Below are 25,420 nucleotides of genomic sequence, written 5' to 3' on the forward strand. Positions count from 1 at the left end.
TCGGGCACGGTCCATTAATACGACTTTAAGAGGATAAGGTAATGCAAGTTATTCTGCTTGATAAAGTAGCAAACCTGGGCAGCCTGGGTGATCAGGTTAACGTTAAAGCGGGTTACGCACGTAACTTCCTGGTTCCACAGGGTAAAGCTGTTCCAGCTACCAAGAAAAACGTAGAGTTTTTCGAAGCACGTCGCGCTGAACTGGAAGCCAAACTGGCTGACGTTCTGGCGGCTGCTAACGCTCGCGCTGAAGCAATCAACGCACTGGGCACCGTTACCATCGCGTCTAAATCTGGCGACGAAGGTAAACTGTTCGGTTCCATCGGTACCCGCGATATCGCTGATGCAGTAACTGCTGCAGGCGTTAAAGTGGCTAAGAGCGAAGTTCGTCTGCCGAACGGCGTTCTGCGTACCACTGGTGAGCACGAAGTTGACTTCCAGGTTCACAGCGAAGTGTTCGCTAAACTGGTTGTTAACGTTGTAGCTGAGTAATTTTTTACTCTGCTCACGTTGAAACGCCGGCCTTGTGCCGGCGTTTTGCTTTTTACAGCTCCGGGCCCTTAACGCGCCCTGATAAAACTGCCGTCTGGCTGGCGGGTAAACAGTACCTGTTGTCCGTTTCCTGTATCAATCGTTAATCCTGTCACCACACCGCTGGCATTCTGACGAACCTGCACCATCTGTCCATTCTGCAGGTTACTGAGCGGCTTACCTGCACCTTCTACCTTCGCCATGGCATATACGTCGGTTGGCGGCAGGTTATGGTCGCGGAACAGCTGTGCCAGGGTTTTGCCCGGCTCCACGCGATAGGAACGCCATTGTTGCTCAATGCCGGTAGGCTGTTGCGTCTGAGGCTGAGACGGGGCGGCGGCTTGATCCTGCGGCTGTTCATCCTGAATGGGCTCTGGCTCAACCGGTGCAACCTGACCCGGATCGTTAGACGGGGTGACAAGCTGCGTTTGCATCGGCTGTGCGTCAGGCTGCGGTCGCGTCTGCGACTGAATGTCCAGTTGGGCATTCCGGGTAACGGGTACGGTATCGACATCATCGCTCCCGGAAGGAAGCAGGAAGCCCACGATCACCATCAGCGCGCCAATGATGATCCCTCTGCGATGCAGAGGAGGCAGCGGGTCCATGATGCGAAAATTGTCCGGCGCCTGCCAGATTTTCGCCAGGGTAGGTTTCAGTTCAAATCGCCCGGGCATGGCACTCCTCCTGCTCCGCGTCTTTTTTATCCTGTGTTCCGAAGTATAGTTTGCTAACTGCCTGAACGGCGTAGCAAACCCGACATCCGTGACATCAGTTCGGGATTAATCCTGGTTATCTCTATTGTTTCTGTTTCGTCGCGGTTTGTCACCTTAACTTCAGACAAAGTTTTACCCATAAGGGCATGGCTGATATGCTGCCCGCTACTTTAAATGTGATGGAAGGAAAACCCATGACCACCCCGACTTTTGACACTATCGAAGCGCAGGCAAGTTACGGTATCGGCTTGCAGGTAGGACAGCAGCTGAGCGAATCCGGCCTGGAAGGTCTGTTACCAGAAGCGCTGGTGGCGGGTATCGCTGACGCACTGGAAGGCAAACAGCCTGCCGTTCCGGTTGACGTTGTGCACCGTGCGCTGCGTGAAATCCACGAGCGTGCTGACGCCGTGCGTCGCGCACGCTTTGAAGAGATGGCCGCTGAAGGTGTGAAATATCTGGAAGAGAACCGTGAGCGTGAAGGCGTGAACAGCACCGAGTCTGGTCTGCAGTTCCGCGTGATCAATCAGGGTGACGGCGCAATCCCGGCGCGTACCGACCACGTTCGTGTACACTACACCGGTAAGCTGATCGACGGTACCGTGTTCGACAGCTCCGTGGCGCGCGGCGAACCGGCTGAGTTCCCGGTGAACGGCGTTATCGCAGGCTGGATTGAAGCGCTGACCCTGATGCCAGTCGGTTCCAAATGGGAACTGACTATTCCGCATAACCTGGCCTACGGCGAGCGCGGCGCTGGCGCGTCCATCCCGCCATTCAGCACCCTGGTCTTTGAAGTCGAGCTGCTGGAAATTCTGTAATCGACTTTTCTTATTTCCTCTCTCCGGTTGGGGAGAGGAAAATAGTGTAAAAACCTATAGTTATGGTGCAATCAACATTTTATCTTGCAAACGAAACTGTTGCGTGTATTTTTGTGAGCTGTTTCGCGCTGCATGAGTGATATGACACTCACTTTCAACATATTATTAACATAATATCTAAATCATAGTATTCATCCCGCCGATTCTTACCTAATATCGATTAGCCCTTACAAGGGAACGTCATCTTTTGACGTATTTAAAGGCCAGAAGAGCCTTAACAACACAGACAGGCATAAACAGGAAAATATCACATGGTAGATCAGGTTAAAGTCGTCGCCGACGAAGGGGCGTCGTCTGAACAGTCGCTACGGCGCAATCTCACAAACCGTCATATACAGCTCATTGCCATCGGGGGTGCCATCGGTACCGGGCTGTTTATGGGGTCAGGCAAAACTATTAGTCTCGCCGGGCCGTCAATCATATTCGTTTATATGATTATCGGTTTTATGCTGTTCTTCGTGATGCGTGCAATGGGTGAACTGCTGCTCTCGAACCTCGAATACAAATCCTTTAGCGACTTCGCTTCTGACCTGCTCGGGCCGTGGGCGGGCTATTTCACCGGCTGGACCTACTGGTTCTGCTGGGTTGTCACCGGTATGGCGGACGTCGTGGCGATTACCGCCTACGCGCAGTTCTGGTTCCCGGGTCTGTCGGACTGGGTCGCCTCGCTGGCGGTTATTGTTCTGCTGCTGAGCCTGAACCTCGCCACCGTTAAAATGTTCGGTGAGATGGAGTTCTGGTTCGCGATGATCAAAATCGTGGCCATTGTCGGGCTCATCGTGGTGGGCCTGGTGATGGTGCTCACCCACTTCCAGTCACCAACCGGCGTTCAGGCATCGTTTACCCATCTCTGGAATGACGGCGGCTGGTTCCCGAAAGGCATCAGCGGCTTCTTTGCCGGCTTCCAGATCGCGGTGTTCGCGTTTGTGGGAATTGAGCTGGTCGGAACGACCGCTGCGGAAACCAAAGATCCGGAGAAGTCCCTGCCGCGCGCCATCAACTCCATTCCGGTGCGTATCATCATGTTCTACGTCTTCGCGCTGATCGTCATTATGTCCGTGACGCCGTGGAGCTCGGTGGTGCCAAGCAAAAGCCCGTTCGTTGAGCTGTTCGTGCTGGTAGGCCTGCCTGCGGCAGCGAGCCTGATTAACTTCGTGGTGCTGACCTCTGCGGCCTCTTCCGCGAACAGCGGCGTGTTCTCAACCAGCCGTATGCTGTTTGGTCTGGCGCAGGAAGGCGTGGCGCCGAGCGCGTTCGCCAAGCTCTCTAAGCGTGCCGTACCGGCAAAAGGGCTGACCTTCTCCTGCATGTGCCTGCTGGGCGGCGTGGTGATGCTCTACGTGAACCCAAGCGTGATTGGCGCGTTCACCATGATCACCACGGTCTCAGCGATCCTGTTTATGTTCGTCTGGACCATCATCCTCTGTTCATATCTGGTGTACCGCAAGCAGCGCCCACATCTGCATGAGAAATCGATCTACAAGATGCCGCTGGGCAAGCTGATGTGCTGGGTGTGCATGGCGTTCTTCGTCTTCGTGCTGGTTCTGCTGACGCTGGAAGATGATACCCGTCAGGCACTCATCGTCACGCCGCTGTGGTTTATCGCGCTGGGGCTGGGCTGGGTGTTTATCGGTAAGAAACGTATGGCAGGCGTACGGTAAAAGCAAAACGGCAACTTCGGTTGCCGTTTTTAGTTTTTGCACCCTCTCCCGTGGCAGAGGGGCGGGGTGGGGGCATCAGGCCGCAGCGGCCTTTTTTATTCCCCCGCTAATGCCCGCGGGAACAGAACGTTGTTCTCGAGACTGATGTGTTCCATCAGGTCGTCAATCATCTCGTTAATGCCGTTGTACATCGCTTTCCACGTTGTGCACGCTTCTGCCGGCGGCGTAACGTTGTGGGTGGTGTGTTTGATCACTTCCAGCAGTTCGCCCGCGTCATCATGCTCGCTTTCCATCACGCTGATGGGCCCCATCGCCTGGCTTCCCATACCCTGTTTAATCATCGGGAAGAGGATCTGCTCTTCCTTCATCATGTGGCTTGAAAGCTCTTCGTGCAGCAGGGTCAGGTACTTTGCCAGACCGCGCGGTACGGTAGGTTTGTCGGCATGGACGCGCTCGACTTTGGTCGCCTGAAGAATCAGTTCCGGCAGTTGCTCACGGTGACGGTCATGATAACGCACGATGATATGGTCGATGATTTCCGCGAGCGGGGCGGTTCGCCAGTCTTTGTCGACGGGCTGCTCGGCCAGCTGCGCCAGCTCTGCTTCAATAACCTCAACGTCCAGCTCTTTGCGTGAAGCCGCCCGCTCCAGTGTTTGCTTACCGCCGCAGCAGTAGTCCATATCGTATTTACGGAACAGCGCAGAAGCGCGAGGAATGGAGAGCGCCAGCTCGCCAAGGGGTTGGTCGCGAAAGGCCATAGCAGTTACCTCGTCATCAATAATATAAGATGCATATTAAATACATCTTTTTGTCAGCGCTATAACCCTTTAGAGGGAAGGGGGAAAGTGAGATGTGGATCACAAAAAACTCACTTTTAACCCTCTGAATGGGCTCAGGAAAGTGGTTTCGAAACTTTTTAAAGGTGGAGGAACAGTAAACAACCCGCCGCGCCTGCCGATATATCCACGTCAGACAAACCTGCATATAACAAAGGCAACGCATGTTTAAACGTATAAAAGTCATTACCCTTCTGATTTCGGTGCTGCTTGTGCTCGGCATCATGCAAGTGATTTCCGCTGGTATCTTTATCAACGCCCTGAATAACGATAAAGACAACTTCACCGTGTCGCAGCTCTCCAGCAAGAACGTGGCGGAGTTTACCGATGCGTGGATCAGTCTGAACCAGGCTCGCGTCACCCTGAACCGCGGGATGCTGCGCCTGCAAAGCAGCATGGCCTCACAAATTAACGGCGGTCAGCTGAATGAGCTGGTGACCACGGCGAAAAATCTGCTGACTGAAGCGCAGGTTCATTACGATAAATACTATGCCCTGCCGAACACGCCAGGCCTGGATGAGAACCTGACCAACCAACTCGAAGAGCAGTACCGCATTTACTCTGCAACGCTGACGCAAATGAACGTTCTGCTGAGCCAGGGCAATCTGGAAGATATGTTCAAGCAGAATGCCGAACAGAAACAAAACGCGATGCAGACGGTATATCGTGAATGGCGCGAAGCGCAGGCAATGCTTACCGATAAAGGCATCCAGGACAATGAAAGCGACTACAAGCGCATCCTGTGGATCCTTTCTGCGGTTATGCTGCTGGTGATTGTGGTGATTATCTCCAGCTGGATCGCCATGCGCCGCGTGCTGCTGCTGCCTCTTGAAGAGGTGATTAACCATATTCGCGCTATTGCGGCAGGCGATCTCACCCAGCCGATTCAGGCAGACGGTAATAATGAAATGGCCACCCTGGCGCGCAACGTGCAGGAGATGCAAACCTCGCTGGCAAACACCGTGGGCGTGGTGCGTGAAGGCGCAGATACCATTTACACCGGTGCAGGCGAAATCTCCGCTGGCAGTAACGACCTCTCTTCCCGTACCGAGCAGCAGGCCGCGTCTCTGGAAGAGACGGCAGCCAGCATGGAACAGCTGACGGCGACCGTGAAGCAGAACGCTGATAACGCGCGTCAGGCTTCCCGTCTGGCACTGGATGCCTCCTCAACGGCGAAGAAGGGCGGTAACGTAGTTGAAGGCGTCGTGCGGACGATGGACGAAATCGCCACCAGCTCCAGCAAAATTGCGCAAATTACTAACGTGATCGACGGCATTGCCTTCCAGACGAATATCCTGGCGTTGAACGCGGCGGTGGAAGCCGCGCGTGCGGGCGAGCAGGGCCGTGGTTTTGCAGTTGTGGCAGGCGAAGTGCGTACTCTTGCCCAGCGTAGCGCCCAGGCGGCGAAAGAGATTAAAGCGCTGATCGACGATTCCGGTGAACGCGTGAACGCGGGCTCTCAGCTGGTTAACGAAGCCGGGGAGACGATGGCAGAGATCGTTAATGCGGTCACCCGCGTCACCGACATTATGGGCGAAATTGCTTCGGCCTCTGACGAGCAGAGCCGTGGTATCGACCAGGTGGGCCAGGCGGTAGCCGAGATGGACCGCGTGACCCAGCAGAACGCCTCGCTGGTGGAGGAGTCTGCGGCCGCGGCGGCGGCGCTGGAAGATCAGGCTGCACGCCTGAACGAAGCGGTGGCGGTGTTCAAAATTACCCGCAACCAGGCGGTAAAAGCGGCGCCGGTAAAAACCTATGTGCCAAAAGCGCAGCCTGTCGCGGCGGCGTCTGAAGGGAACTGGGAAACGTTTTAAGGGCTTGCCCGGTGGCGGCTACGCCTTACCGGGCCTACGGTTTTGTAGGCCCTGCAAGCGCAGCGCCGCCGGGCAATACTCACATCTCCGATGCCGGAACAACCCTCGGTTTTTCCGGCTTCGCTCTCACCGCCATCACTACCCCCACCACCAACAGCACGATCCCACAGGTCGTGAACAGCGGCGGTACGCTCTGGCGCATCAGAAAGGTATAAAGCAGTCCGGCCAGGGTTTCGAAGACAATCAGCGGCCCTAATATCACCGTCGGCAGCTTCTGGCTGGCAATATTCCAGCACAGCGCGCCCACCCATGAACACAGCACGGCGATCGCAACCATCAGCCCAATAAATACCCACGGTCTTGGCCCGAAGGGCTGGGCGAAGTCCGGCTGCTGATGGCCCAGCCAGAGGCATGCGCCGAGATATCCTACGACGGATACGGGCAACGTGACCAGCGCCTGCGCCGTCGCCCACATCATCGGATGTTTGTCCGGATTCTCCCGCAGCCAGCGCGCGTTGCGCAGGGCATACCATGCCCAGCACGCCACGGAAATGAACGCCAGCAGAATGCCAGAACCGTAACGCCACAGGTCAACATTCGCCTGGCCATGACGCAGCTCGGCAATATTGACGCATACCAGCCCCAGGGCGGTGCATATGAGCGCCGGCGCCATTTTAGACCACGCCAGTTTGCCATCGCGCTGGCTGTAGAGCAGGTTAGCAAAGACGGGGATGACGACCGGCAGCGTGCCGATAATCATGGTCGATACCGGCGCACCGGTACGCTGAATGGCGCTCGCCAGGCAAACGTAATAGATAAGATTGCCCATCATGGTCAGCGCCAGCGCGGTGGCCCAGTCCTGACGGCTGAGCTGACGCAAGCGCGCGCGTCCCAGCCACGCCAGAGGCAGGGCAATCAGCCCCAGCGCCAGATAACGTCCGGTCGACTGCAATATTGCCGGATACTCGGGCACGATCAGCGGGCCGACGAAAATCAGACCCCACATCATCCCGGCCAGCAGGGCATACAACACTCCACTAATCATTTTTCCATCCACAGGTATTTACGCTGTATGCAGTGTAGGAGGGGAAAATACGCGCGTATTGTATGAGATTGCGCATTAGCGCCGGATGACTTGCTTCTGGTAGCGCACGGGCGTAATGCCGTAGCGGCGGGTAAACGCGCGGGTGAGATGCGACTGATCGGTCAGCCCGGTTGCGGCGGCGACCTCTGCGGCGGGCATGCCGTGCGTGAGGAATGCTTTGGCGCGCCAGAGGCGAATGGCCATCAGCATCTGATGCGGCGTCACGTGAAAATGGGCTTTGAACTGGCGCTGAAAATGATACGGGCTGAGTGAAACGACGCTGGCCAGCTCGTCAAGCGTCAGGGGGTGCATGTAGTTGTCGTGCAGGTACTCGCGTACGCGTTCGAAGCGGTGCGCGCCCTCCTGAATCACCGGCGCGTGATGGGCCAGAGGCTGGAAGGTCTCAATCAGATCCAGCAGTAATCCTTTTTGCGCAAGCGGATCGTCCGTGTGCCACAGGCCGTAAATCAGCCTGCCGATTTGCTGTGAGCGCAACGGGTCATGGCGGGTCACGTCGCTAAACCACCAGTGCCTGAGGCCGGTCACCTCTTCAAGCAGATCGGGTTCGATATAGACCATCCGGTAGCGCCAGCCGCCCTCGGTGGCGGATTCACCGGTGTGGATCTCGTCCGGGTTCATGGTGACGACGGATTTTTCCGCCGCGAGATGCTGGCTACCGCGATAGCGAAAGCGTTCGGCACCGGTTTCAATCGTGCCGATCCCGAAGGCTTCATGGGTGTGAGGCTCAAAGGCGTAGTCAGAAATATGGGCATGATAAAGCTCCAGGCCCGGCAGCTGCGCCAGATGGCGAAAGCGCGCGCTGTCTCTTTCATCATTAAACTGTTCCGGTACGCCTTGCACGTTGAACCTCCTCGTGGTCATCTTTTCATTATCAGAGATGACCGGCGTTTATGCACTAAACATCTTTGCCCGGACGGTCTTACGGTAATCCCCCGGTGAAACCGTTGTTTTATGCTTAAACTGGCGATTAAAGTGCGCAATATCCTGATATCCCACCGCATTGGCGATCTCCTGAATGCACAGATTGGTGGATTGCAGCATTGTCATGGCGGATTCAATTCTGGCGGTTAATAAATACTGCAGGGGGGATATGTCGGTGGCATTTTTAAAGCGACGGTTGAAGTTGCGCAAACTCATGCCAGCCATATCGGCAAGATTCTGCATGGATATATCCGAGGCGCAGTTGGCTTTTATCCAGGTTTGAATTTGAACAATATCTTCATCCGGATGCGGTTTGTTTTCTTCACTGTAACACTGGCGATCGAACTGACTACGAATTTCATGGAAAAATGTCCGTTGTGTATGTGTGGCCACACGTTTCCCGTATATCGTTTCGATAAAATGAATCGTCAGATCTGACAGGGCCTTAACGCTGGCGGCACAGTAAATATTTTCGGCCTGCGTGAGAAAATGTTTGGTTTGTAATTTTACGCTGGGGTAGTCGCGCGAGAATTGTTTGAAGTAGTGCCAGTGGGTGGTGGCGGGCTTTCCGTTGAGCAATCCCGACTCCGCCAGAAAACAGCAGCCCGTTCCGACGGCGGCGATACGGGTTCCTCGCTCAGCCTGCTCGGTCAACCATTTCAGAAGTTCAGGCTTTTGTCTGACCACTGCTCGAGGGTTGCGCCACAGGGCAGGAAGATAGATAACGTCATAGTGCCTGTCTGCGGCAAGCGTGGTATCGGCGGTAATGCTAAAGCCACTTTGCGTCAGGATGGGCTCGTTATTTATGCCAATAGTATGAACTTTCAGTATATTCTCCGGACGACAGAGCCTGAACGCAGATGTCTCCGTTTTGTGCGTGTCTGCGTGGGATGTTGTTTTTTGCTCGGCTAAATAGCTGCTGGCTGCGGCTTTCCACATTTCAATCGGCAGACTGAGACCGGAACTTAGCATGCGTTCACATAACACAAATCCAATTTGTGTATTTGTCATTTTCGATTAATACCTGTTTTGACTATTATTTTTGGTGACTCATCGTTGCCCTGGCCAAAAAAGTCAGCATTTTGGCTGGATTTTCATATTAGCTTTTGTCGGTAATTTGTAAACTAATATCTGAAATTATCGCACTTGCACAAAATAAATCTACGACCACTACAGGATGAATTATGGTGAAATTACCCGTAATAACGGCTTTTGGCGGCTATAGTCCAGCTGGTCGTAGTTCTTTTCATCATGCATTTCGCCGAATGATTATTGATTCATTATCGGAAGAGGAAAGGCAGGAGGCGTTATTATCGTTAGCTATTCTGATGGGCGTGCTTAAATATGATGAAGGTGGGTATTGCGACATTTCAGGTAAAAGATTTACGCCCGCTCAGGCTGCCGCGCAGATAAAAGACGAGACGCTGGAAGGAACCCTTATCAGAATAATTACGCGCGACTATTTTGATGTCGATGCTATCACCAGCCATGCAAAATTGAATATGGTTTCTGGCGAAGAAGGATTCAGCTTTAATATCTCAGCCAGACAATTACCGCATCCCTTACCGGCGGGATGGCAGGTTGAGGAATTAGCGGATCGGCGCGTGCGTTTTACCGTTCAGGGAGAGATGGACTGTAAAATTGAGGCGTTGTTGCGCACGGAGGTTCAGGCTGCAGGTATGCTGCCGCAGGGATTCCGGCCGGGTGACCATTACAATTCGCAGTTCCATCCGCGGGCGTTACAAATGGCGATTGTCGGGGCATCGGACGCCATCAACGCTCTGGGGATCCCGTGGCGCGAGATACAGGCAGCGATCGCGCCGGATCAGCTCGGGGTCTATTCGGGCAATATCATGGGACAGCTCGACGATTATGGCTTTGGCGGTATGCTCCAGTCGCGCCTGAAAGGCCAGCGCGTCAGCGCCAAACAGTGTCCGCTGGGCCTGAACAGCATGTGCGCTGATTTCCTCAATGCGTATGTGCTGGGTAGCGTTGGCCATACCAGCGCCACGCTGGGGGCGTGCGCCACGTTTCTGTATAACCTCAATGCGGCAGTCGAAGATATCAAAGCGGGGCGCATTCGCGTGGCCGTTGTGGGCAGCGCCGAAGCGCCGGTCACCTCCGAAGTGATTGAAGGATTCGACGCCATGGGCGCCCTGGCAACGGAGAGCAAGCTTAAGCATATTGATGAAACGGAAACGCCCGACTGGCGCAGCAGCAGCCGTCCTTTTGGCAACAGCTGTGGTTTTGTGATCGCAGAATCCAGCCAGTATGTCGTGTTAATGGACGACGAGCTGGCGCTGCAGCTTGGGGCTGAGATCCACGGTTCGGTAGGGAATGTCTTCATCAACGCTGACGGCTTTAAGCGGTCTATTGCTTCACCGGGACCGGGGAACTACATCACCATGGCGAAAGCCGTGGCTTCGGCAGTGTCGATGGTCGGAATGGAGGCGGTGCAAAAGGGATCGTTTATTCAGGCGCACGGTTCAAGCACGCCGAAGAATTGCGTCTCCGAAGCGGATATTTTTGACCGCGTTGCGCAAGCCTTTGCGATCCGCGACTGGCCGGTGACGGCGGTGAAATCGTATCTCGGTCACTCCCTGGGACCCGCTAGCGGCGACCAGCTCATCAGCTGCCTCGGCGTCTTCCGCTATGGCATTTTACCGGGAATTAAAAGCGTAACCCAGATCGCGCCGCAGGTGAATAACGCACGCTTATCCATTCCTCTTCAGGACTACAAATTAGAGGAAGGCCAGGGGCAAATTGCCTTTATTAATTCAAAAGGCTTTGGCGGTAATAATGCCACGGGGGTGGTTTACTCGCCAAAGCTTACCCATCAATGGTTGCGCAAACGCTACGGGGACGCGGTATTTGCGGATTATCAGCAGCGTAACCGCGAGGTGCAACATCAGGCGAACGCGTACGACGAGTCGGCTTCGCAGGGTGAACTCAACGTCATTTATCTGTTTGGCCAGCAGGGGATAAATGAGGAAGATATTGAGATTGCCAGGGATGGCATCACCATTCCCGGATTTGAAAAACCGATAACGTACGCGACGGAAAAAGAATACCCGGATTTTTAATTGTTATATCTGATTTTATTATTAATATATTTGAGCGGGCCGGGTAAGGGGAATCACCCGGCCGCGGGAGAAAACGGTCAGACCGTTACAGGATGGCTTTAATGCTCTGCGCCAGCGGTGTCGTTGCGCGCCCGATCAGTTTGCTCAGCGTATGGCTGTCGTCAAAGAGTCCGCCTTTGGAGGCCCCGACATCGGAATCCGCCAGCATATCGGCCAGACCGGCAGGCAGGCCGACGCTCTTCAGCGCGGCGGCAAAATCCGCTTCACTGAGATTCTGGTAGCTGACCGGCTTCCCGCTCTGTTTGCTGAGTTCAGCTGCCAGTTCGCTCAGCGTCCAGCCGTGGTCGCCCGCCAGTTCATACACCTTGCCCGCATGGCCCTCTTCAGCAATCACTTTGGCTGCCGCCGCGGCATAGTCTGCGCGGGTGGCAGAGGCAATTTTGCCTTCGCCTGCCGCACCAATAAACACGCCGTGTTCCAGCGCAGGCGGCGCGCTCGCCAGGTAGTTTTCGGTATACCAGCCGTTGCGCAGCAGGGCATAAGGAATCCCGGACGCCGCCAGCGCTTTTTCAGTGGCAACGTGTTCAACGTGCAGGCCGAGCGGTGATGTATCCGCATGCAGCAGGCTGGTGTAGGCGATAAATTTCACCCCAGCCGTTTTGGCGGCGTTAATCACGTTCTGGTGCTGGGTCGCGCGCTGGCCGACTTCGCTGGAAGAGATCAGCAGAAGCTTATCCACGCCGCTCAGCGCGGCGGCGAAGGCGGCTTCATCCGTGTAGTCAGCCTGACGAACCACAATCCCCTGCTGGCTTAAGGCTTGCGCTTTCGCCGGGTTACGTACGATGGCCACAATCTGGCTGGCCGGTACGGTTTTCAGCAGCTGTTCGATAACGAGATGGCCAAGCTGGCCGGTAGCGCCGGTAATCGCGATCATGATGAATCTCCTTCGTGTTTGTCTGGTGTTGTGGCACACTAGCACCATAGCTAACTTTTAGTAAGTACGTACAAAAAGGTAAGTATGAAAACAACGATACCGACGCTCAGCGAGCAAATGCGCGATGGCAATCTTTTCGCGGAACAGTGCCCTTCACGAGAGGTGCTCAAACACGTTACCAGCCGCTGGGGGGTACTGATTCTGCTGGCGCTGCGCCAGGGAACGCATCGCTTTAGCGATCTGCGCCGTAAAATGGGCGGGGTGAGCGAAAAGATGCTCTCCCAGTCGCTTCAGGCGCTGGAGCAGGACGGGTTTGTCGATCGCGTATCGTATCCGGTCGTGCCGCCGCACGTAGAGTATAGCCTGACGCCGATGGGTATTGAGGTCAGCGAGAAAGTTGCCGCGCTGGCTGACTGGATTGAGGTGAATACGCCGAAGGTGATGGCGAACAGGGACGATCGCGCGGCGTAAAAGCCGGGTGGCGGCTTCGCCTTACCCGGCCTACCCGTACTCTTTCATCCCGTAGGCCGGGTAAGCGAAGCGCCACCCGGCACAATCGCCGCTACTTGCTTAAATCCACCTGATAAATCGCGAACCCAATATCATCCGTCGCGACCTGTTTCATTGGATACTGCGCCTTCTCCTTGATAAACGTGGCTGCCTTGTCGGATGGCGACGTTTCAAAGCGAATATCCAGTTTCGTATCGCTGTGGATCGGTGCCAGACGCCAGTTGTTATCCACCGCAGGATGAATTTCGCCCGCCTTCTTCGACTCCGCGCTGATCCACGCCGCAAGCACCGAGCGGTTCTCGTCCGGCGAGGCAAAGGCGATATGGCTATCTCCCGTACCGGCAAACTTACCGCCGTAGGCACGGTAGTTATTGGTCGCCACCAGGAAGGTGGCATTCGGGTCGATCGCCTTGCCGTTGAAGGTCAGGTTTTTGATGCGATCCGCCTGCGGGTTAACCGCCTGGCACTCGCCGTCATATTTCGCCGGCTGGGTGACGTCAATCTGGTAGTTAACGCCGTCGATCACGTCGAAGTTATAGGTACGGAAGCCGTCCCAGTTAATCAGCGACTGCGGCTTACTGCTGTGCGGGTCAATCTGGTTAAACTGTCCGGCAGAACACTCCAGCCACTCTTTTACCTCTTTCCCGGTGGCTTTAACCACCACCAGCGTGTTCGGGTAGAGATAGAGGTCGGCGGCGTTACGGAAGGTCAGCTGGCCCTTTTCGACTTCAACATAGCTGGCCGGGTCATTCTTACGCCCGCCCACTTTGAATGGCGCAGCGGCTGACAGGACCGGCAGTTTTGCCAGATCCGGATCGCCCTGCACAAAGTGTTCGGCATAGGCTTTCTGCGCCATGTTGACGACCTGAACGGTCGGGTCGTCCTGCACTAGCGCGAGGAAGCTGTACATGTTATCGGCGGATTTGCCGATCGGCTTGCTGACGAATTCGCGCGTGGCGTCGTGATCGTGCTTCAGCACGTTGACCAGTTTTTTATCTTCAGCCGCCAGAGATTTTTTCGCTGCAGCGTCGTAGATCGGGCGCGCTTCGGCTTTTGACTGCGTCACCTTCCAGCTGCCACCGTCGTTATTCAGCACCAGATCCACTACGCCAAGATGGTCGCCCCACATACCTGGCATCACCGACGGCACGCCGTTGAGCGTCCCTTTCTCAATGTCAGCCCCTTTGATGCTGACGAAATCTTTACCCGGGAAGACCGCGTGGGCATGGCCGAACAGGATCGCGTCGACGCCAGGGACTTCACTCAGATAGTAAACGGAGTTTTCTGCCATGGCCTGATACGGATCGGCAGAGAGACCCGAGTGGGCGACAACGACCACCAGATCGGCGCCTTTTTTGCGCATTTCCGGCACGTATTTACGCGCGGTTTCGGTGATATCGTTGACGGTCACCTTACCGTCGAGGTTGGCCTTATCCCACGTCATGATCTGCGGCGGGACAAAACCGATATAGCCGATTTTGAGCGTTTGTTTTTTCCCGTCCCGATCGACAACCTCGGTATTTTTAATCAGGTATGGGGTAAAGAGCGGCTTTTGCGTTTTAACGTCGATGATATTGGCGTTAACGTACGGGAATTTCGCGCCAGCGAGCGCATCGTGCAGGTATGTCAAACCGTAGTTGAATTCGTGGTTGCCGAGGTTGCCGACGGTGTAATCCAGGGTGTTCATCGCTTTATAAACAGGATGGATCTCGCCTTTTTTCAACCCCCTGGTCGCCATGTAGTCCCCAAGCGGGCTGCCCTGAATGAGATCGCCATTGTCGACCAGCACGCTGTTTTTCACTTCGCCACGCGCCGCATCGATCAGGCTTGCCGTGCGTACCAGGCCGAATTTTTCCGTCGGGGTATCTTTGTAGTAATCGAAGTCCATCATGTTGCTGTGCAGATCGGTCGTTTCCAGAATACGCAGATCTACCGTCGCCGCCTGCACGCTCGCTGCAATCAGCGTCGCCAGAAGCGTTGCACTAAACTTAATCATCAGAGGAGTCCTTTTTTCGATGCAGACTACAAAAGAGTATGTATCTATAGCTTGTTGCTTACAGAAATGTGAATCCTGACAGAAAAAAGTAACCTGAAACCGGAATTGCTTCACAGATAGCGGAATTGTTCACATTACGATATAACTAAAACAAAGAGTTAACCTCACTGCGTTAACAAAGAGGTGGAAAATGCTAGAAAAAATTTGTCAGCTCGCACGGGATGCGGGAGATGCCATCATGCAGGTGTATGACGGTATTAAACCTATGGAGGTTGTCAGCAAAGCCGACGATTCTCCGGTCACGGCGGCGGATATTGCCGCGCATAAGGTGATCCTCAAAGGGTTACAGGCCTTAACGCCGGACATCCCCGTCCTGTCAGAAGAAGCGCCGCAAAGCTGGGACGAGCGCCAGCACTGGCAGCGCTACTGGCTGGTCGATCCGCTGGACGGGACAAAAGAGTTCATCAAGCGCAACGGTGAATTCACCGTCAATATCGCCCTGATTGAGAAAGGGAAAGCGGTGCTGGGTGTGGTTTACGCGCCGGTAATGAAGGTGATGTACAGCGCCGCAGAAGGGAAGGCGTGGAAGGAAGAGTGCGGCGTGCGCAAGCAGATCCAGGTGCGCGATGCGCGTCCGCCGCTGGTGGTAATTAGCCGCTCGCACAGCGACAGCGAACTGCAGGAGTACCTGCAGCAGCTGGGTGAACACCAGACCACCTCGATCGGCTCGTCGCTGAAATTCTGCCTGGTGGCGGAAGGCCATGCGCAGCTGTATCCTCGCTTTGGGCCAACCAATATCTGGGATACCGCCGCCGGGCATGCCGTTGCTGCGGCCGCCGGGGCGCATGTTCATGACTGGCAGGGCAAACCGCTGGACTACACCCCGCGCGAATCCTTCCTTAACCCCGGCTTCCGCGTCTCTATTTATTGAGCCAGCAGCTTATGCAGCAGGTCGACAACCTGCTGCACCTCTTCCTGGGTTAACGCGCCGTCTTTCGCCCACTGCACGCGACCTTCCTTATCCAACACAATAATCGCTGAGCTTTCTTCCTCCAGCTGCCAGGCCTTACGGGTTACGCCGTTGCTGTCGACGATAAACTGCGACCACGGATAGAGCTTTTTATTGCTCTCAAGGCTTGAGCGCACAAACATCCCGGAGCCCGGAATGGCGTCATCGGTATTAACAATAGTGGTCGTCTGGTAGCGGTCGTGCGGGAATTTCGCGGCCTTGATCGCTTCCACCAGGTTGGCATTTTTCTCTTTTGCGGATGTACGACCGGCAATATGTTGTACAACTCTCACTTTGCCCGCGAGCTGCGCGCTATTCCAGGGTTTGTAGCTAAACTTATCATTGTCGAGAATCAATTCTCCCCGGTCAGCAATGCCGACTGGCGGTACACGTTGTCCTTTTTCAATGTTGTGAGCACAAGCCCACAGAGGCAGCAGCAGGCAGGCTGCTGCAAGGATATTACGTAGGGTCATAGCGTTTCCTTATTGTTTGCAGGTGATCCGACCACTTGGTCTTACGCTTTAATCATAAGTGCGATCAATGTGGTTTTCCCGCAATCCCGATGCCAGTTTGCGGGTGAACGCACATATCCATGAAAAAACGACGGCTTATACTGCGCCCGGTCACGCTTTGCAAAGATTATTCTGAATAATTGTAATCAAACGGTAAATAAACTTATGCACACTGGGTAACACCGTAGTTCTGGTCTATAGTCATTGGGCATTAAAATTTGCGCTCAGGACAGTCGGGCCGATTGTGGCACCGCAAGAGCGTATGATTCGCAGGAGATACAAGAATGAAAATTTTCCAACGCTACAACCCGCTTCAGGTGGCGAAGTACGTGAAGATCCTGTTCCGTGGACGGTTGTATATCAAGGATGTTGGCGCTTTTGAGTTTGATAAGGGCAAGATCCTTGTCCCAAAAGTGAAGGACAAACAGCACCTGTCTGTGATGTCCGAAGTCAACCGTCAGGTTATGCGTCTGCAAACTGAGATGGCTTAACCAACGTGCTATGCAGTAGTTAAAAAAACGGCTCCCAATGGGAGCCGTTGATGTTTGTGGAGGCTGGAACCTTACGCCGATACCTTCTCTTCCGCATCCGGCAGCTTCGGAACCAGTACGGTCGGTTTGTTGTCGATGCGCGTCACCAGCAGCTGGTCGATGCGGTAGTTATCAATATCCACCACCTCAAACTTGTAGCCGGAGAACTTCACCGAGTCGGTACGTTTCGGGATTTTACGCAGCATAAACATCATAAAGCCGCCGATGGTCTCGTAGTTACCGGACTGCGGGAACTCGTCGATATCCAGCACGCGCATCACGTCTTCAATCGGCGTGCCGCCATCAATCAGCCATGAATTATCGTCACGCTGAACAATCTGCTCTTCCAGCCCCTGGCCAACCAGGTCGCCCATCAGCGTGGTCATCACGTCGTTCAGGGTGATAATACCCACCACCAGGGCGTATTCGTTCATGATAACCGCGAAGTCTTCCCCGGCGGTTTTGAAACTTTCCAGCGCTTCTGAGAGCGTCAGAGTGTCCGGCACAATCAGGGTATTGCGGATCTGCACGCCGCTGTTGAGCGCCAGGCTCTGGTTTGCCAGTACGCGGTTCAGCAGGTCTTTGGAGTCGACGTAACCGATGATGTGGTCGATATCTTCATTACAGACAAGGAACTTAGAGTGTGGATGCTGCGCCACTTTGTTCTTCAGGCTCTGCTCATCTTCATGTAAATCGAACCAGATAATGCTTTCACGGCCCGTCATGGAAGACGGTACGGTACGAGATTCTAGTTCGAACACGTTCTCAATCAGCTCGTGTTCCTGCTTGCGCAGCACCCCGGCCAGCGCGCCGGCTTCCACTACCGCATAGATGTCGTCAGACGTGATGTCGTCTTTACGCACCATAGGCAGCTTAAAGATGCGGAAAATCACGTTCGCCAGGCCGTTGAAGAACCACACCAGTGGACGAAACACGTACAGACAGAAGCGCATCGGGTTGATGATACGCAAAGCCACAGCTTCTGGCGCAATCATACCGATGCGTTTCGGGGTCAGGTCTGCAAAGAGGATGAACAGGCCGGTTACCAGCGAGAAGGAGAGGATAAAGCTGAGCTGTTCGGCCAGTTCAACGGACATGTACTTAACAAACAGGCTATAAAACGCCGGAGAAAACGCCGCATCACCCACGATACCGCCGAGTATAGCGACCGCGTTGAGGCCAATCTGCACTACGGTGAAGAACATGCCGGGGTTTTCCTGCATTTTCAGGATGCGGGTGGCATTGATGTTGCCTTCATCGGCAAGCAGCTTCAGTTTGATTTTACGGGACGCGGCCAGCGAGATCTCAGATATCGAGAAAAATGCGCTGACGGCAATCAGACAAAGTATTACTAAAATACTGTTTAACATAGTTTATCCGGCTTCTCGCCAGATCCTCAGAAGGGGAGTTGATACCATTTGTGTGAAAACACATTGAACATCAGCTCGTAGCGTTGAGCCGATTATTTCAGCGGGTAGTATAGCGTAAAGAGATGTAAATCTGCCAGAGGTCACATTTTGACGAAGATAGCCGGAGGGAGCGGCCAACGCGTGGTGGTTAGGTTATGAGACAACGCTGTCGCTGCCGTGTGCGCCACGCTGCTCGCGTGGCGCTGGAACGGAAATCAGGCCAGCTGTGGCGGCAGGCAGACGCCGATGCCCCCGATACCGCAATAGCCGTACGGGTTTTTATGCAGATACTGCTGGTGATCGTCTTCCGCATAGTAGAATGGTTTCGCGGTTGTGATTTCCGTCGTCACCTCGCGCGTGTCGCCCGCTTCACGCATGGCCTGCTGGAAACGCTCAAGGCTGGCGCGCGCGGCGGCATCTTGCTCCGGCGTGAGCGGATAAATGGCCGAGCGATACTGTGTGCCGTGGTCGTTGCCCTGACGCATGCCCTGCGCCGGGTCGTGGTTCTCCCAGAAGACCTGCAGCAGCTGTTCGTAGCTGATTACCGCAGGGTCATAGACCACGCGCACCGCTTCCGCATGCCCGGTTTCGCCGGAGCAGACTTCGCGATAGGTAGGATTCGGCGTGTAACCGCCCGTGTAGCCAGCCGCCGTGCTGTAAACGCCGGGGAGTTGCCAGAAGAGGCGCTCAACGCCCCAGAAGCAGCCCATGGCGAACAGGGCGATTTCCATTCCCTCCGGCACGTTGGTCATGGAGTGGTTATTGACGGCGTGTAAGGTCGCCACAGGCATAGGGGTGTTGCGTCCCGGTAATGCATCAGCTTGTGAAACCAGATGCTTTTTGTCGAATAAACTCACGATGGGGCCTCCCGGGGTGCGATGTTTCAGTTAAGGTTGTCACGAAGCGTTTAATTGAACACAATAAATGCGCTGAATCAGTCTAGATTTAATCATAAGAAATATTTGGGTGTTACACCCATTTTCAACCCGCGATTCGGGTTTTTGGCCACAGGCCGTATTTTGCCGCGGAGCGGCACTTCATTTGCTTCCAGGGTGGAAACAGGGATATTCAGGAGAAAACGTGACAAAAATCCGCCAGTTATGTTTAGTCAGTGTGTTGCTGACAAGCGGGATTGCCAGCGCGGCGAATGTCCGTTTGCAGGTTGAGGGGTTATCCGGGGCGCTACAAAAAAACGTGCGTGCGCAGTTGTCGACCATCCAGAGTGATGAGGTGACGCCGGACCGGCGTTTTCGCGCGCGCGTAGATGATGCGATCCGTGAAGGGCTGAAAGCGCTGGGGTATTACGAACCCACCATTGATTTTGACCTCCGTCCGCCGCCAAAGAAGGGGCGCCAGGTCCTTATTGCCCGCGTTTCGCCGGGTGAGCCGGTACTGATTGGCGGTACGAACGTCATCCTGCGCGGCGGGGCGCGTACCGACCGGGATTATCTGGACCTGCTCAGCACGCGGCCGAAAATCGGTACCGTGCTTAACCACGGTGACTACGACCATTTCAAAAAAGAGCTGACGAATGTTTCCCTGCGTAAGGGCTACTTTGACAGCCAGTTCAATAAAAGCCAGCTGGGGATTGCGCTGGAGAGACGTCAGGCCTTCTGGGATATCGACTACGACAGTGGAGAACGCTACCGCTTTGGCGACGTGACGTTTGAAGGTTCGCAAATTCGCGAAGAGTACCTGCAAAATCTCGTGCCGTTCAAAAAAGGGGATTACTACCAGTCGAGCGATCTCGGAGAGCTGAACCGACGCCTCTCCGCTACCGGCTGGTTTAACTCCGTAGTTGTCGCACCGGAATTTGAGAAGTCTCGCAAAACCAAGGTGTTGCCGCTGCATGGCGTTGTCTCGCCGCGCACCGAGAACACCATTGAGACCGGTGTTGGCTACTCGACGGATGTCGGACCACGCGTGAAAACCTCGTGGAAAAAACCGTGGATGAACTCTTACGGCCACAGCCTGACCACCAGCCTGAGCCTCTCTGCGCCCGAGCAGCAGCTGGATTTCAGCTACAAAATGCCGCTGCTGAAAAATCCGCTTGAGCAATATTACCTTCTGCAGGGCGGTTTTAAGCGCACCGATTTAAACGACACAAAGCAGGACTCTACGACGCTTGCGGTCTCCCGCTTCTGGGATCTCTCCAGCGGCTGGCAGCGCGCCATTAACCTGCGCTGGAGCCTGGACCACTTTACCCAGGCCAACGTCACCAATACCACCATGCTGCTTTATCCGGGCGTAATGATCAGCCGAACCCGCTCGCGCGGGGGGCTGATGCCGACTTGGGGCGACTCACAGCGCTACTCGATCGATTATTCCAACTCCGCCTGGGGCTCCGACGTGGATTTCTCGGTGATTCAGGCGCAAAACGTTTGGATCCGCACGCTGTACGACAAACACCGCTTTGTGATGCGCGGCAATCTCGGCTGGATTGAAACGGGAGACTTCGAGCGCGTTCCGCCGGATCTGCGCTTCTTCGCCGGGGGCGACCGCAGCATTCGTGGGTATAAGTACAAATCGATCTCGCCTGAGAACGAAAAGGGCCAGTTGACCGGTGCGTCAAAACTGGCGACGGGATCGCTGGAGTATCAGTACAACGTCAGCGGAAAGTGGTGGGGCGCCATGTTTGTTGACGGCGGTGAAGCGGTGAACGATATCCGCCGCAGCGACTTTAAAACCGGCGCGGGCGTGGGCGTACGCTGGCAGTCGCCAGTCGGACCCATCAAGCTCGACTTCGCCGTGCCTGTCGGCGACAAAGATGAACACGGATTACAGTTTTACATCGGTCTGGGGCCTGAATTATGAGTTTATGGAAGAAAATAAGCCTCGGGGTGCTGATTTTTATCGTGCTGCTGCTCGGTACGGTGGCGTTTCTGGTTGGAACGACGACCGGGCTGCATCTGCTGTTTAACGCCGCGAACCGCTGGGTGCCGGGGCTGGAGATTGGTCAGGTGACGGGCGGCTGGCGCGATCTGCGTCTGAAGAATATCCGCTACGAGCAGCCGGGCGTGGCGGTGAACGCCGGGGAGTTTCATCTCGCGGTGAAGCTGGGCTGTCTGCGTGACAGTAAGCTCTGCGTCAACGACCTGTCGCTTAAAGACGTCAACGTGGCGATAGATTCGAAAAAAATGCCGAAGTCTGCGCCGGTCGAGGAAGAGGACAGCGGCCCGCTGAATCTCTCCACGCCGTACCCGATCGCGCTCTATCGGGTGGCGCTCGATAACGTCAATATCAAAATCGACGACACCACCGTGTCCGTGATGGATTTCACCTCCGGCCTGCGCTGGCAGGAGAAAAACCTCACCCTGACGCCCACGTCGTTGCAGGGCTTGCTGATCGCGCTGCCGAAAGTGGCCGACGTGGCGCAGGAAGAGATCGTCGAGCCGAAGATCCAGAACCCGCAGCCGGAAGAGAAGCCGCTGGGCGAAACGCTGAAAGATCTCTTCTCGAAGCCTGTCCTGCCGGAAATGACCGACGTTCACCTGCCGCTGAACCTCAATATTGAAGAGTTCAAAGGCGAACAGCTGCGTCTGACGGGCGATACCGATCTGACGGTCTACAATATGCTGCTGAAAGTCAGCAGCATTGACGGCAACATGAAGCTCGACGCGCTGGATATCGACACCAACCAGGGCTCGGTGAATGCGTCAGGCAATGCCCTGCTGCGCGATAACTGGCCGGTGGACATCACGCTTAACAGTGCCCTCAACATCGATCCGCTGAAAGGCGAAAAGGTGAAGGTCAAGGTGGGCGGGGCGCTGCGCGATAAGCTCGATGTTGGCGTGAATCTCTCCGGCCCGGTGGACATGGTCCTGCGCGCGCAAACCCAGCTGGCGGAAGCCGGGCTGCCGCTCAATCTTGAGGTGGTCAGCAAGCAGCTTTCCTGGCCATTCACCGGCGAAAAGCAGTTCCAGGCCGATGACCTGAAGCTGAAGCTGAGCGGCAAGATGACCGACTACATGCTCTCGTTCCGCACCGCGGTGAAGGGACAGGGCGTTCCGCCCGCGAACATTACGCTGGATGCGAAGGGCAACGAACAGCAGGTCAACCTCGACAAGCTGACCGTCGCGGCGCTTGAAGGCAAAACCGAGCTGACCGCGCTGCTCGACTGGCAGCAGGCGATCAGCTGGCGCGGAGAGCTGAAGCTGACGGGCATTAACACCGCCAAAGAGGTGCCGGACTGGCCGTCGAAGCTGGATGGCCTGATTAAAACCCGCGGCAGCCTGTACGGCGGTACGTGGCAGATGGACGTGCCGGAAATTAAGCTCACCGGGAACGTGAAGCAGAACAAGGTTAACGTTGAAGGCTCGGTGAAAGGCAACAGCTATCTGCAGTGGGTTATCCCGGGGCTGCACGTGGCGCTGGGCCGCAACACGGCGGATATCAAAGGCGAGCTGGGGGTGAAAGATCTCAATCTGGATGCCACCATCGACGCGCCGAATCTGGATAACGCCCTGCCGGGGCTTGGCGGCACGGCGAAAGGACTCGTGAAGGTGCGCGGCACGGTAGACGCGCCGCAGCTGCTGGCGGACATTACCGCCAATAACCTGCGCTGGCAGGAGCTGAGCGTTGCCCGAGTACGTGTGGAAGGGGATGTGAAATCCACCGATCAGATCGGCGGTAACCTGAACCTGCGCGTGGAGCGCATTTCTCAGCCGGACGTGAACATTAGCCTGGTCACCCTGGATGCCAAAGGGAACGAGAAGCAGCACGATCTCCAGCTGCGCGTGCAGGGCGAGCCGGTCTCCGGCCAGCTTCACCTCACCGGCAGCTTTGACCGCAAAGAGGAGCGCTGGAAAGGTACGCTGGATAACACCCGTTTCAATACGCCGGTCGGGCCGCTGGCGCTCTCGCGCTCCATCGCCCTGGACTACCGCAACGCCGAGCAGAAGATCAGCATTGGGCCACACTGCTGGACCAACCCGAATGCGGAGCTGTGCGTGCCGCAGACCATCGATGCGGGCGCGGAAGGGCGGGCGCAGATCAACCTCAACCGCTTCGATCTGGCGATGCTAAAGCCGTTTATGCCGGATACAACACAGGCGAGCGGCGTCTTCAGCGGAAAAGCCGATGTTGCCTGGGATACCACCAAAGAGGGGCTGCCGCAGGGCAGCGTCACGCTGTCCGGGCGTAACGTTAAGGTGACGCAGGAGGTCAACAACGCGCCCCTTCCGGTGGCGTTCGATACTCTGAACCTGAGTGCCGATCTGCATAACAATCGCGCACAGCTGGGGTGGACAATCCGCCTGACCAACAACGGCCAGTTGGATGGGCAGGTCCAGATTACCGATCCGCAGGGACGGCGTAATCTGGGCGGTAACGTCAACATCCGTAACTTCAACCTGGCGATGGTGAACCCGATTTTCGCCCGCGGGGAAAAAGCCGAGGGCATGCTGAACGCTAACCTGCGCCTGGCCGGCAACGCGCAAAGTCCGCAGCTGTTCGGTCAGATGCGGCTTAGCGGCGTGGATATTGACGGCAACTTTATGCCGTTTGACATGCAGCCCAGCCAGATCGCGATGAACTTCAACGGCATGAGCTCGACGCTGAGCGGCTCGGTACTGACGCAGCAAGGGCAAATCAACCTGAGCGGCGACGCGGACTGGAGCCAGCTCGATAACTGGCGCGCGCGTATTGCCGCGAAAGGCAGCAAGGTGCGCATCACCGTACCGCCGATGGTACGCCTGGACGTCTCGCCTGATGTGGTCTTTGAAGCCACGCCAAGCCTCTTCACGCTTGACGGACGCGTCGACGTGCCGTGGGCGCGCATCGTGGTTCACGACGTGCCGGAAAGCGCGGTCGGCGTCTCAAGTGATGAAGTTATGCTCAATGAAAATCTGAAACCTGTCGAACAGAAGAGCGCGGGCATACCGATTAATAGTAATCTTATCGTGCACGTGGGGAATAACGTGCGGTTGAATGCGTTTGGGCTGAAGGCGAGGCTCACGGGCGACCTGAAGGTGGCGCAGGATAAACAAGGGCTTGGCCTGAACGGGCAAATTAATATTCCTGAAGGGCGTTTCCATGCGTATGGTCAGGATCTGATCGTCCGTAAAGGCGAGCTGCTGTTCTCCGGTCCACCGGATCAGCCTCTGTTGAACATCGAAGCGATTCGTAACCCTGAAGCGACGGAAAACGACGTTATTGCTGGCGTACGCGTTACCGGTTCCGCCGACGAACCGAAGGCGGAGATCTTCTCTGACCCGGCGATGTCGCAGCAGGAAGCCCTCTCTTATCTGCTGCGTGGACAAGGTCTGGACAGCGGTCAGAGCGACAGCGCGGCGATGACCTCGATGTTAGTGGGTCTGGGGGTTGCACAAAGTGGGCAGGTTGTGGGTAAAATCGGCGAGACGTTCGGCGTAAGCAATCTGGCGCTGGACACCCAGGGCGTGGGTGACTCCTCGCAGGTGGTGGTCAGCGGCTATGTACTGCCGGGTCTGCAGGTAAAATATGGTGTGGGGATCTTTGACTCACTGGCAACACTCACGTTACGCTATCGCCTGATGCCTAAGCTATATCTGGAAGCAGTGTCCGGCGTAGACCAGGCACTTGATCTGCTCTATCAGTTTGAGTTTTAGCAATGCGAATATTTGTCTACGGCAGTTTACGAACCAGGCAAGGCAACAGTCACTGGATGACCAATGCCCAGCTACTGGGGAATTACGATATCGAGAACTACCAGTTGTACAGCCTGGGCCACTATCCAGGCGCGGTTCCGGGCGAAGGAACAGTACAGGGTGAAGTTTATCGTATTGATAACGCGACGCTTGCCGAACTTGATGCCTTGCGCACCAGGGGCGGTGAATACGCACGCCAGTTGATCCAGACGCCGTACGGAAGCGCGTGGATGTATGTCTACCAGCGTCCGGTCGAAGGGTTAACGCGGATTGTAAGCGGTAACTGGTTAGACAGAGACCAGTACTGAAAAAAAACAGCGCCACCGTGAGGTGGCGTTGTTTTTTTACGCCTCTTG

21 protein-coding genes are annotated in these 25,420 nt (G+C 55.6%); 11 read left to right on the plus strand and 10 right to left on the minus strand.

Annotated features, from left to right (window positions below):
* The first annotated feature begins 41 nt into the window (after positions 1-41).
* Positions 42-491, plus strand: a complete 450-nt coding sequence (gene rplI, locus ELK40_RS02900; RefSeq protein ID WP_024907318.1) for a 50S ribosomal protein L9 — start codon at positions 42-44, stop codon at positions 489-491.
* Positions 492-559: 68 nt separating this feature from the next.
* On the opposite strand, the gene ELK40_RS02905 is transcribed toward rplI, so the two are convergent.
* Positions 560-1,204, minus strand: coding sequence for an OapA family protein (locus tag ELK40_RS02905; protein ID WP_111965383.1), 645 nt, complete (start codon positions 1,202-1,204; stop codon positions 560-562).
* 233 nt (positions 1,205-1,437) lie between these two features.
* Here ELK40_RS02905 and fklB point away from each other — a divergent pair, with 233 nt between their 5' ends.
* Both fklB and cycA read left to right on the plus strand, forming a co-directional pair.
* The gene (gene fklB / locus ELK40_RS02910) at positions 1,438-2,058 is read left to right on the plus strand and encodes an FKBP-type peptidyl-prolyl cis-trans isomerase (RefSeq protein WP_008502892.1); all 621 of its coding nucleotides are present in this window, start codon (positions 1,438-1,440) and stop codon (positions 2,056-2,058) included.
* A 311-nt stretch (positions 2,059-2,369) separates the two neighbouring features.
* Positions 2,370-3,779 (plus strand): D-serine/D-alanine/glycine transporter, encoded by a 1,410-nt coding sequence (gene cycA, locus ELK40_RS02915; RefSeq protein WP_127729359.1) that lies wholly within the window; start codon positions 2,370-2,372, stop codon positions 3,777-3,779.
* A 95-nt stretch (positions 3,780-3,874) separates the two neighbouring features.
* On the opposite strand, the gene ytfE is transcribed toward cycA, so the two are convergent.
* Complete coding sequence (gene ytfE, locus ELK40_RS02920) at positions 3,875-4,537, minus strand: iron-sulfur cluster repair protein YtfE (protein WP_127729361.1); 663 nt, start codon at positions 4,535-4,537, stop codon at positions 3,875-3,877.
* Between the two features lie 242 nt (positions 4,538-4,779).
* Between ytfE and ELK40_RS02925 the strand changes: the two genes are divergently transcribed.
* A complete protein-coding gene (locus ELK40_RS02925) occupies positions 4,780-6,429 on the plus strand; it encodes a methyl-accepting chemotaxis protein (protein ID WP_127729363.1) in 1,650 nt (549 codons plus the stop codon).
* A 79-nt stretch (positions 6,430-6,508) separates the two neighbouring features.
* Here ELK40_RS02925 and ELK40_RS02930 read toward each other — a convergent pair whose 3' ends face one another.
* The 3 genes from ELK40_RS02930 to ELK40_RS02940 all read right to left on the minus strand — a co-directional run bounded on the left by ELK40_RS02930 (position 6,509) and on the right by ELK40_RS02940 (position 9,466).
* A complete protein-coding gene (locus tag ELK40_RS02930) occupies positions 6,509-7,474 on the minus strand; it encodes a DMT family transporter (protein ID WP_127729365.1) in 966 nt (321 codons plus the stop codon).
* 75 nt (positions 7,475-7,549) lie between these two features.
* Positions 7,550-8,374 carry an AraC family transcriptional regulator gene (locus ELK40_RS02935; protein WP_127729367.1) on the minus strand — a complete coding sequence of 275 codons (825 nt, stop codon included), beginning with the start codon at positions 8,372-8,374 and terminating at the stop codon, positions 7,550-7,552.
* A gap of 48 nt (positions 8,375-8,422) precedes the next feature.
* Positions 8,423-9,466, minus strand: coding sequence for a helix-turn-helix domain-containing protein (locus ELK40_RS02940; RefSeq protein ID WP_244599399.1), 1,044 nt, complete (start codon positions 9,464-9,466; stop codon positions 8,423-8,425).
* A gap of 254 nt (positions 9,467-9,720) precedes the next feature.
* Between ELK40_RS02940 and ELK40_RS02945 the strand changes: the two genes are divergently transcribed.
* Positions 9,721-11,538, plus strand: coding sequence for a beta-ketoacyl synthase (locus ELK40_RS02945; RefSeq protein WP_244599400.1), 1,818 nt, complete (start codon positions 9,721-9,723; stop codon positions 11,536-11,538).
* 85 nt (positions 11,539-11,623) lie between these two features.
* On the opposite strand, the gene ELK40_RS02950 is transcribed toward ELK40_RS02945, so the two are convergent.
* Entirely contained in the window at positions 11,624-12,472 is an 849-nt protein-coding gene (locus ELK40_RS02950; protein WP_127729371.1) for an SDR family oxidoreductase, read from the minus strand.
* An 84-nt stretch (positions 12,473-12,556) separates the two neighbouring features.
* Between ELK40_RS02950 and ELK40_RS02955 the strand changes: the two genes are divergently transcribed.
* The gene (locus ELK40_RS02955) at positions 12,557-12,943 is read left to right on the plus strand and encodes a helix-turn-helix domain-containing protein (RefSeq protein ID WP_023331869.1); all 387 of its coding nucleotides are present in this window, start codon (positions 12,557-12,559) and stop codon (positions 12,941-12,943) included.
* Positions 12,944-13,034: 91 nt separating this feature from the next.
* Here the strand turns inward: ELK40_RS02955 and ELK40_RS02960 are convergent, their stop codons facing one another.
* Positions 13,035-14,978 (minus strand): bifunctional 2',3'-cyclic-nucleotide 2'-phosphodiesterase/3'-nucleotidase, encoded by a 1,944-nt coding sequence (locus tag ELK40_RS02960; RefSeq protein WP_127729373.1) that lies wholly within the window; start codon positions 14,976-14,978, stop codon positions 13,035-13,037.
* Between the two features lie 190 nt (positions 14,979-15,168).
* Between ELK40_RS02960 and cysQ the strand changes: the two genes are divergently transcribed.
* On the plus strand, positions 15,169-15,909 hold the full coding sequence (gene cysQ, locus ELK40_RS02965) for a 3'(2'),5'-bisphosphate nucleotidase CysQ (RefSeq protein WP_111965373.1): 741 nt from the start codon (positions 15,169-15,171) through the stop codon (positions 15,907-15,909).
* Here cysQ and ELK40_RS02970 read toward each other — a convergent pair.
* Positions 15,903-16,460 (minus strand): YtfJ family protein, encoded by a 558-nt coding sequence (locus ELK40_RS02970; RefSeq protein WP_127729375.1) that lies wholly within the window; start codon positions 16,458-16,460, stop codon positions 15,903-15,905. The genes cysQ and ELK40_RS02970 overlap by 7 nt on opposite strands.
* A gap of 323 nt (positions 16,461-16,783) precedes the next feature.
* On the opposite strand from ELK40_RS02970, the gene ELK40_RS02975 reads away from it, so the two are divergent.
* The gene (locus ELK40_RS02975; RefSeq protein ID WP_008501430.1) at positions 16,784-16,990 is read left to right on the plus strand and encodes a DUF1107 domain-containing protein; all 207 of its coding nucleotides are present in this window, start codon (positions 16,784-16,786) and stop codon (positions 16,988-16,990) included.
* Positions 16,991-17,061: 71 nt separating this feature from the next.
* Here ELK40_RS02975 and ELK40_RS02980 read toward each other — a convergent pair whose 3' ends face one another.
* Positions 17,062-18,399, minus strand: a complete 1,338-nt coding sequence (locus ELK40_RS02980; protein WP_023310162.1) for a hemolysin family protein — start codon at positions 18,397-18,399, stop codon at positions 17,062-17,064.
* 254 nt (positions 18,400-18,653) lie between these two features.
* A complete protein-coding gene (gene msrA, locus ELK40_RS02985; protein WP_023310171.1) occupies positions 18,654-19,295 on the minus strand; it encodes a peptide-methionine (S)-S-oxide reductase MsrA in 642 nt (213 codons plus the stop codon).
* 223 nt (positions 19,296-19,518) lie between these two features.
* Between msrA and tamA the strand changes: the two genes are divergently transcribed.
* The 3 genes from tamA to ELK40_RS03000 are packed head-to-tail and all read left to right on the plus strand — an operon-like array spanning position 19,519 to position 25,372.
* Positions 19,519-21,252: an autotransporter assembly complex protein TamA gene (tamA, locus tag ELK40_RS02990; RefSeq protein ID WP_127729377.1), complete on the plus strand. Its 1,734-nt coding sequence runs from the start codon at positions 19,519-19,521 to the stop codon at positions 21,250-21,252.
* Positions 21,249-25,025 (plus strand): autotransporter assembly complex protein TamB, encoded by a 3,777-nt coding sequence (tamB, locus tag ELK40_RS02995; protein WP_127729378.1) that lies wholly within the window; start codon positions 21,249-21,251, stop codon positions 25,023-25,025. The genes tamA and tamB overlap by 4 nt, the downstream gene beginning before the upstream one ends.
* A 2-nt stretch (positions 25,026-25,027) precedes the next feature.
* Entirely contained in the window at positions 25,028-25,372 is a 345-nt protein-coding gene (locus tag ELK40_RS03000; RefSeq protein WP_111965369.1) for a gamma-glutamylcyclotransferase, read from the plus strand.
* Positions 25,373-25,420 lie beyond the last annotated feature (48 nt).

The organism is Enterobacter sp. N18-03635, from assembly GCF_004006055.1.
Lineage (GTDB): Bacteria > Pseudomonadota > Gammaproteobacteria > Enterobacterales > Enterobacteriaceae > Enterobacter > Enterobacter vonholyi.

Bases quoted from the DNA above. Each gene is read 5' to 3' on its own strand.
- rplI (WP_024907318.1), top strand. From the start codon at position 42: ATGCAAGTTATTCTGCTTGATAAAGTAGCAAACCTGGGCAGCCTGGGT.
- ELK40_RS02905 (WP_111965383.1), bottom strand. From the start codon at position 1,204: ATGCCCGGGCGATTTGAACTGAAACCTACCCTGGCGAAAATCTGGCAG.
- fklB (WP_008502892.1), top strand. From the start codon at position 1,438: ATGACCACCCCGACTTTTGACACTATCGAAGCGCAGGCAAGTTACGGT.
- cycA (WP_127729359.1), top strand. From the start codon at position 2,370: ATGGTAGATCAGGTTAAAGTCGTCGCCGACGAAGGGGCGTCGTCTGAA.
- ytfE (WP_127729361.1), bottom strand. From the start codon at position 4,537: ATGGCCTTTCGCGACCAACCCCTTGGCGAGCTGGCGCTCTCCATTCCT.
- ELK40_RS02925 (WP_127729363.1), top strand. From the start codon at position 4,780: ATGTTTAAACGTATAAAAGTCATTACCCTTCTGATTTCGGTGCTGCTT.
- ELK40_RS02930 (WP_127729365.1), bottom strand. From the start codon at position 7,474: ATGATTAGTGGAGTGTTGTATGCCCTGCTGGCCGGGATGATGTGGGGT.
- ELK40_RS02940 (WP_244599399.1), bottom strand. From the start codon at position 9,466: ATGACAAATACACAAATTGGATTTGTGTTATGTGAACGCATGCTAAGT.
- ELK40_RS02945 (WP_244599400.1), top strand. From the start codon at position 9,721: ATGATTATTGATTCATTATCGGAAGAGGAAAGGCAGGAGGCGTTATTA.
- ELK40_RS02950 (WP_127729371.1), bottom strand. From the start codon at position 12,472: ATGATCGCGATTACCGGCGCTACCGGCCAGCTTGGCCATCTCGTTATC.
- ELK40_RS02955 (WP_023331869.1), top strand. From the start codon at position 12,557: ATGAAAACAACGATACCGACGCTCAGCGAGCAAATGCGCGATGGCAAT.
- ELK40_RS02960 (WP_127729373.1), bottom strand. From the start codon at position 14,978: ATGATTAAGTTTAGTGCAACGCTTCTGGCGACGCTGATTGCAGCGAGC.
- cysQ (WP_111965373.1), top strand. From the start codon at position 15,169: ATGCTAGAAAAAATTTGTCAGCTCGCACGGGATGCGGGAGATGCCATC.
- ELK40_RS02970 (WP_127729375.1), bottom strand. From the start codon at position 16,460: ATGACCCTACGTAATATCCTTGCAGCAGCCTGCCTGCTGCTGCCTCTG.
- ELK40_RS02975 (WP_008501430.1), top strand. From the start codon at position 16,784: ATGAAAATTTTCCAACGCTACAACCCGCTTCAGGTGGCGAAGTACGTG.
- ELK40_RS02980 (WP_023310162.1), bottom strand. From the start codon at position 18,399: ATGTTAAACAGTATTTTAGTAATACTTTGTCTGATTGCCGTCAGCGCA.
- tamB (WP_127729378.1), top strand. From the start codon at position 21,249: ATGAGTTTATGGAAGAAAATAAGCCTCGGGGTGCTGATTTTTATCGTG.
- ELK40_RS03000 (WP_111965369.1), top strand. From the start codon at position 25,028: ATGCGAATATTTGTCTACGGCAGTTTACGAACCAGGCAAGGCAACAGT.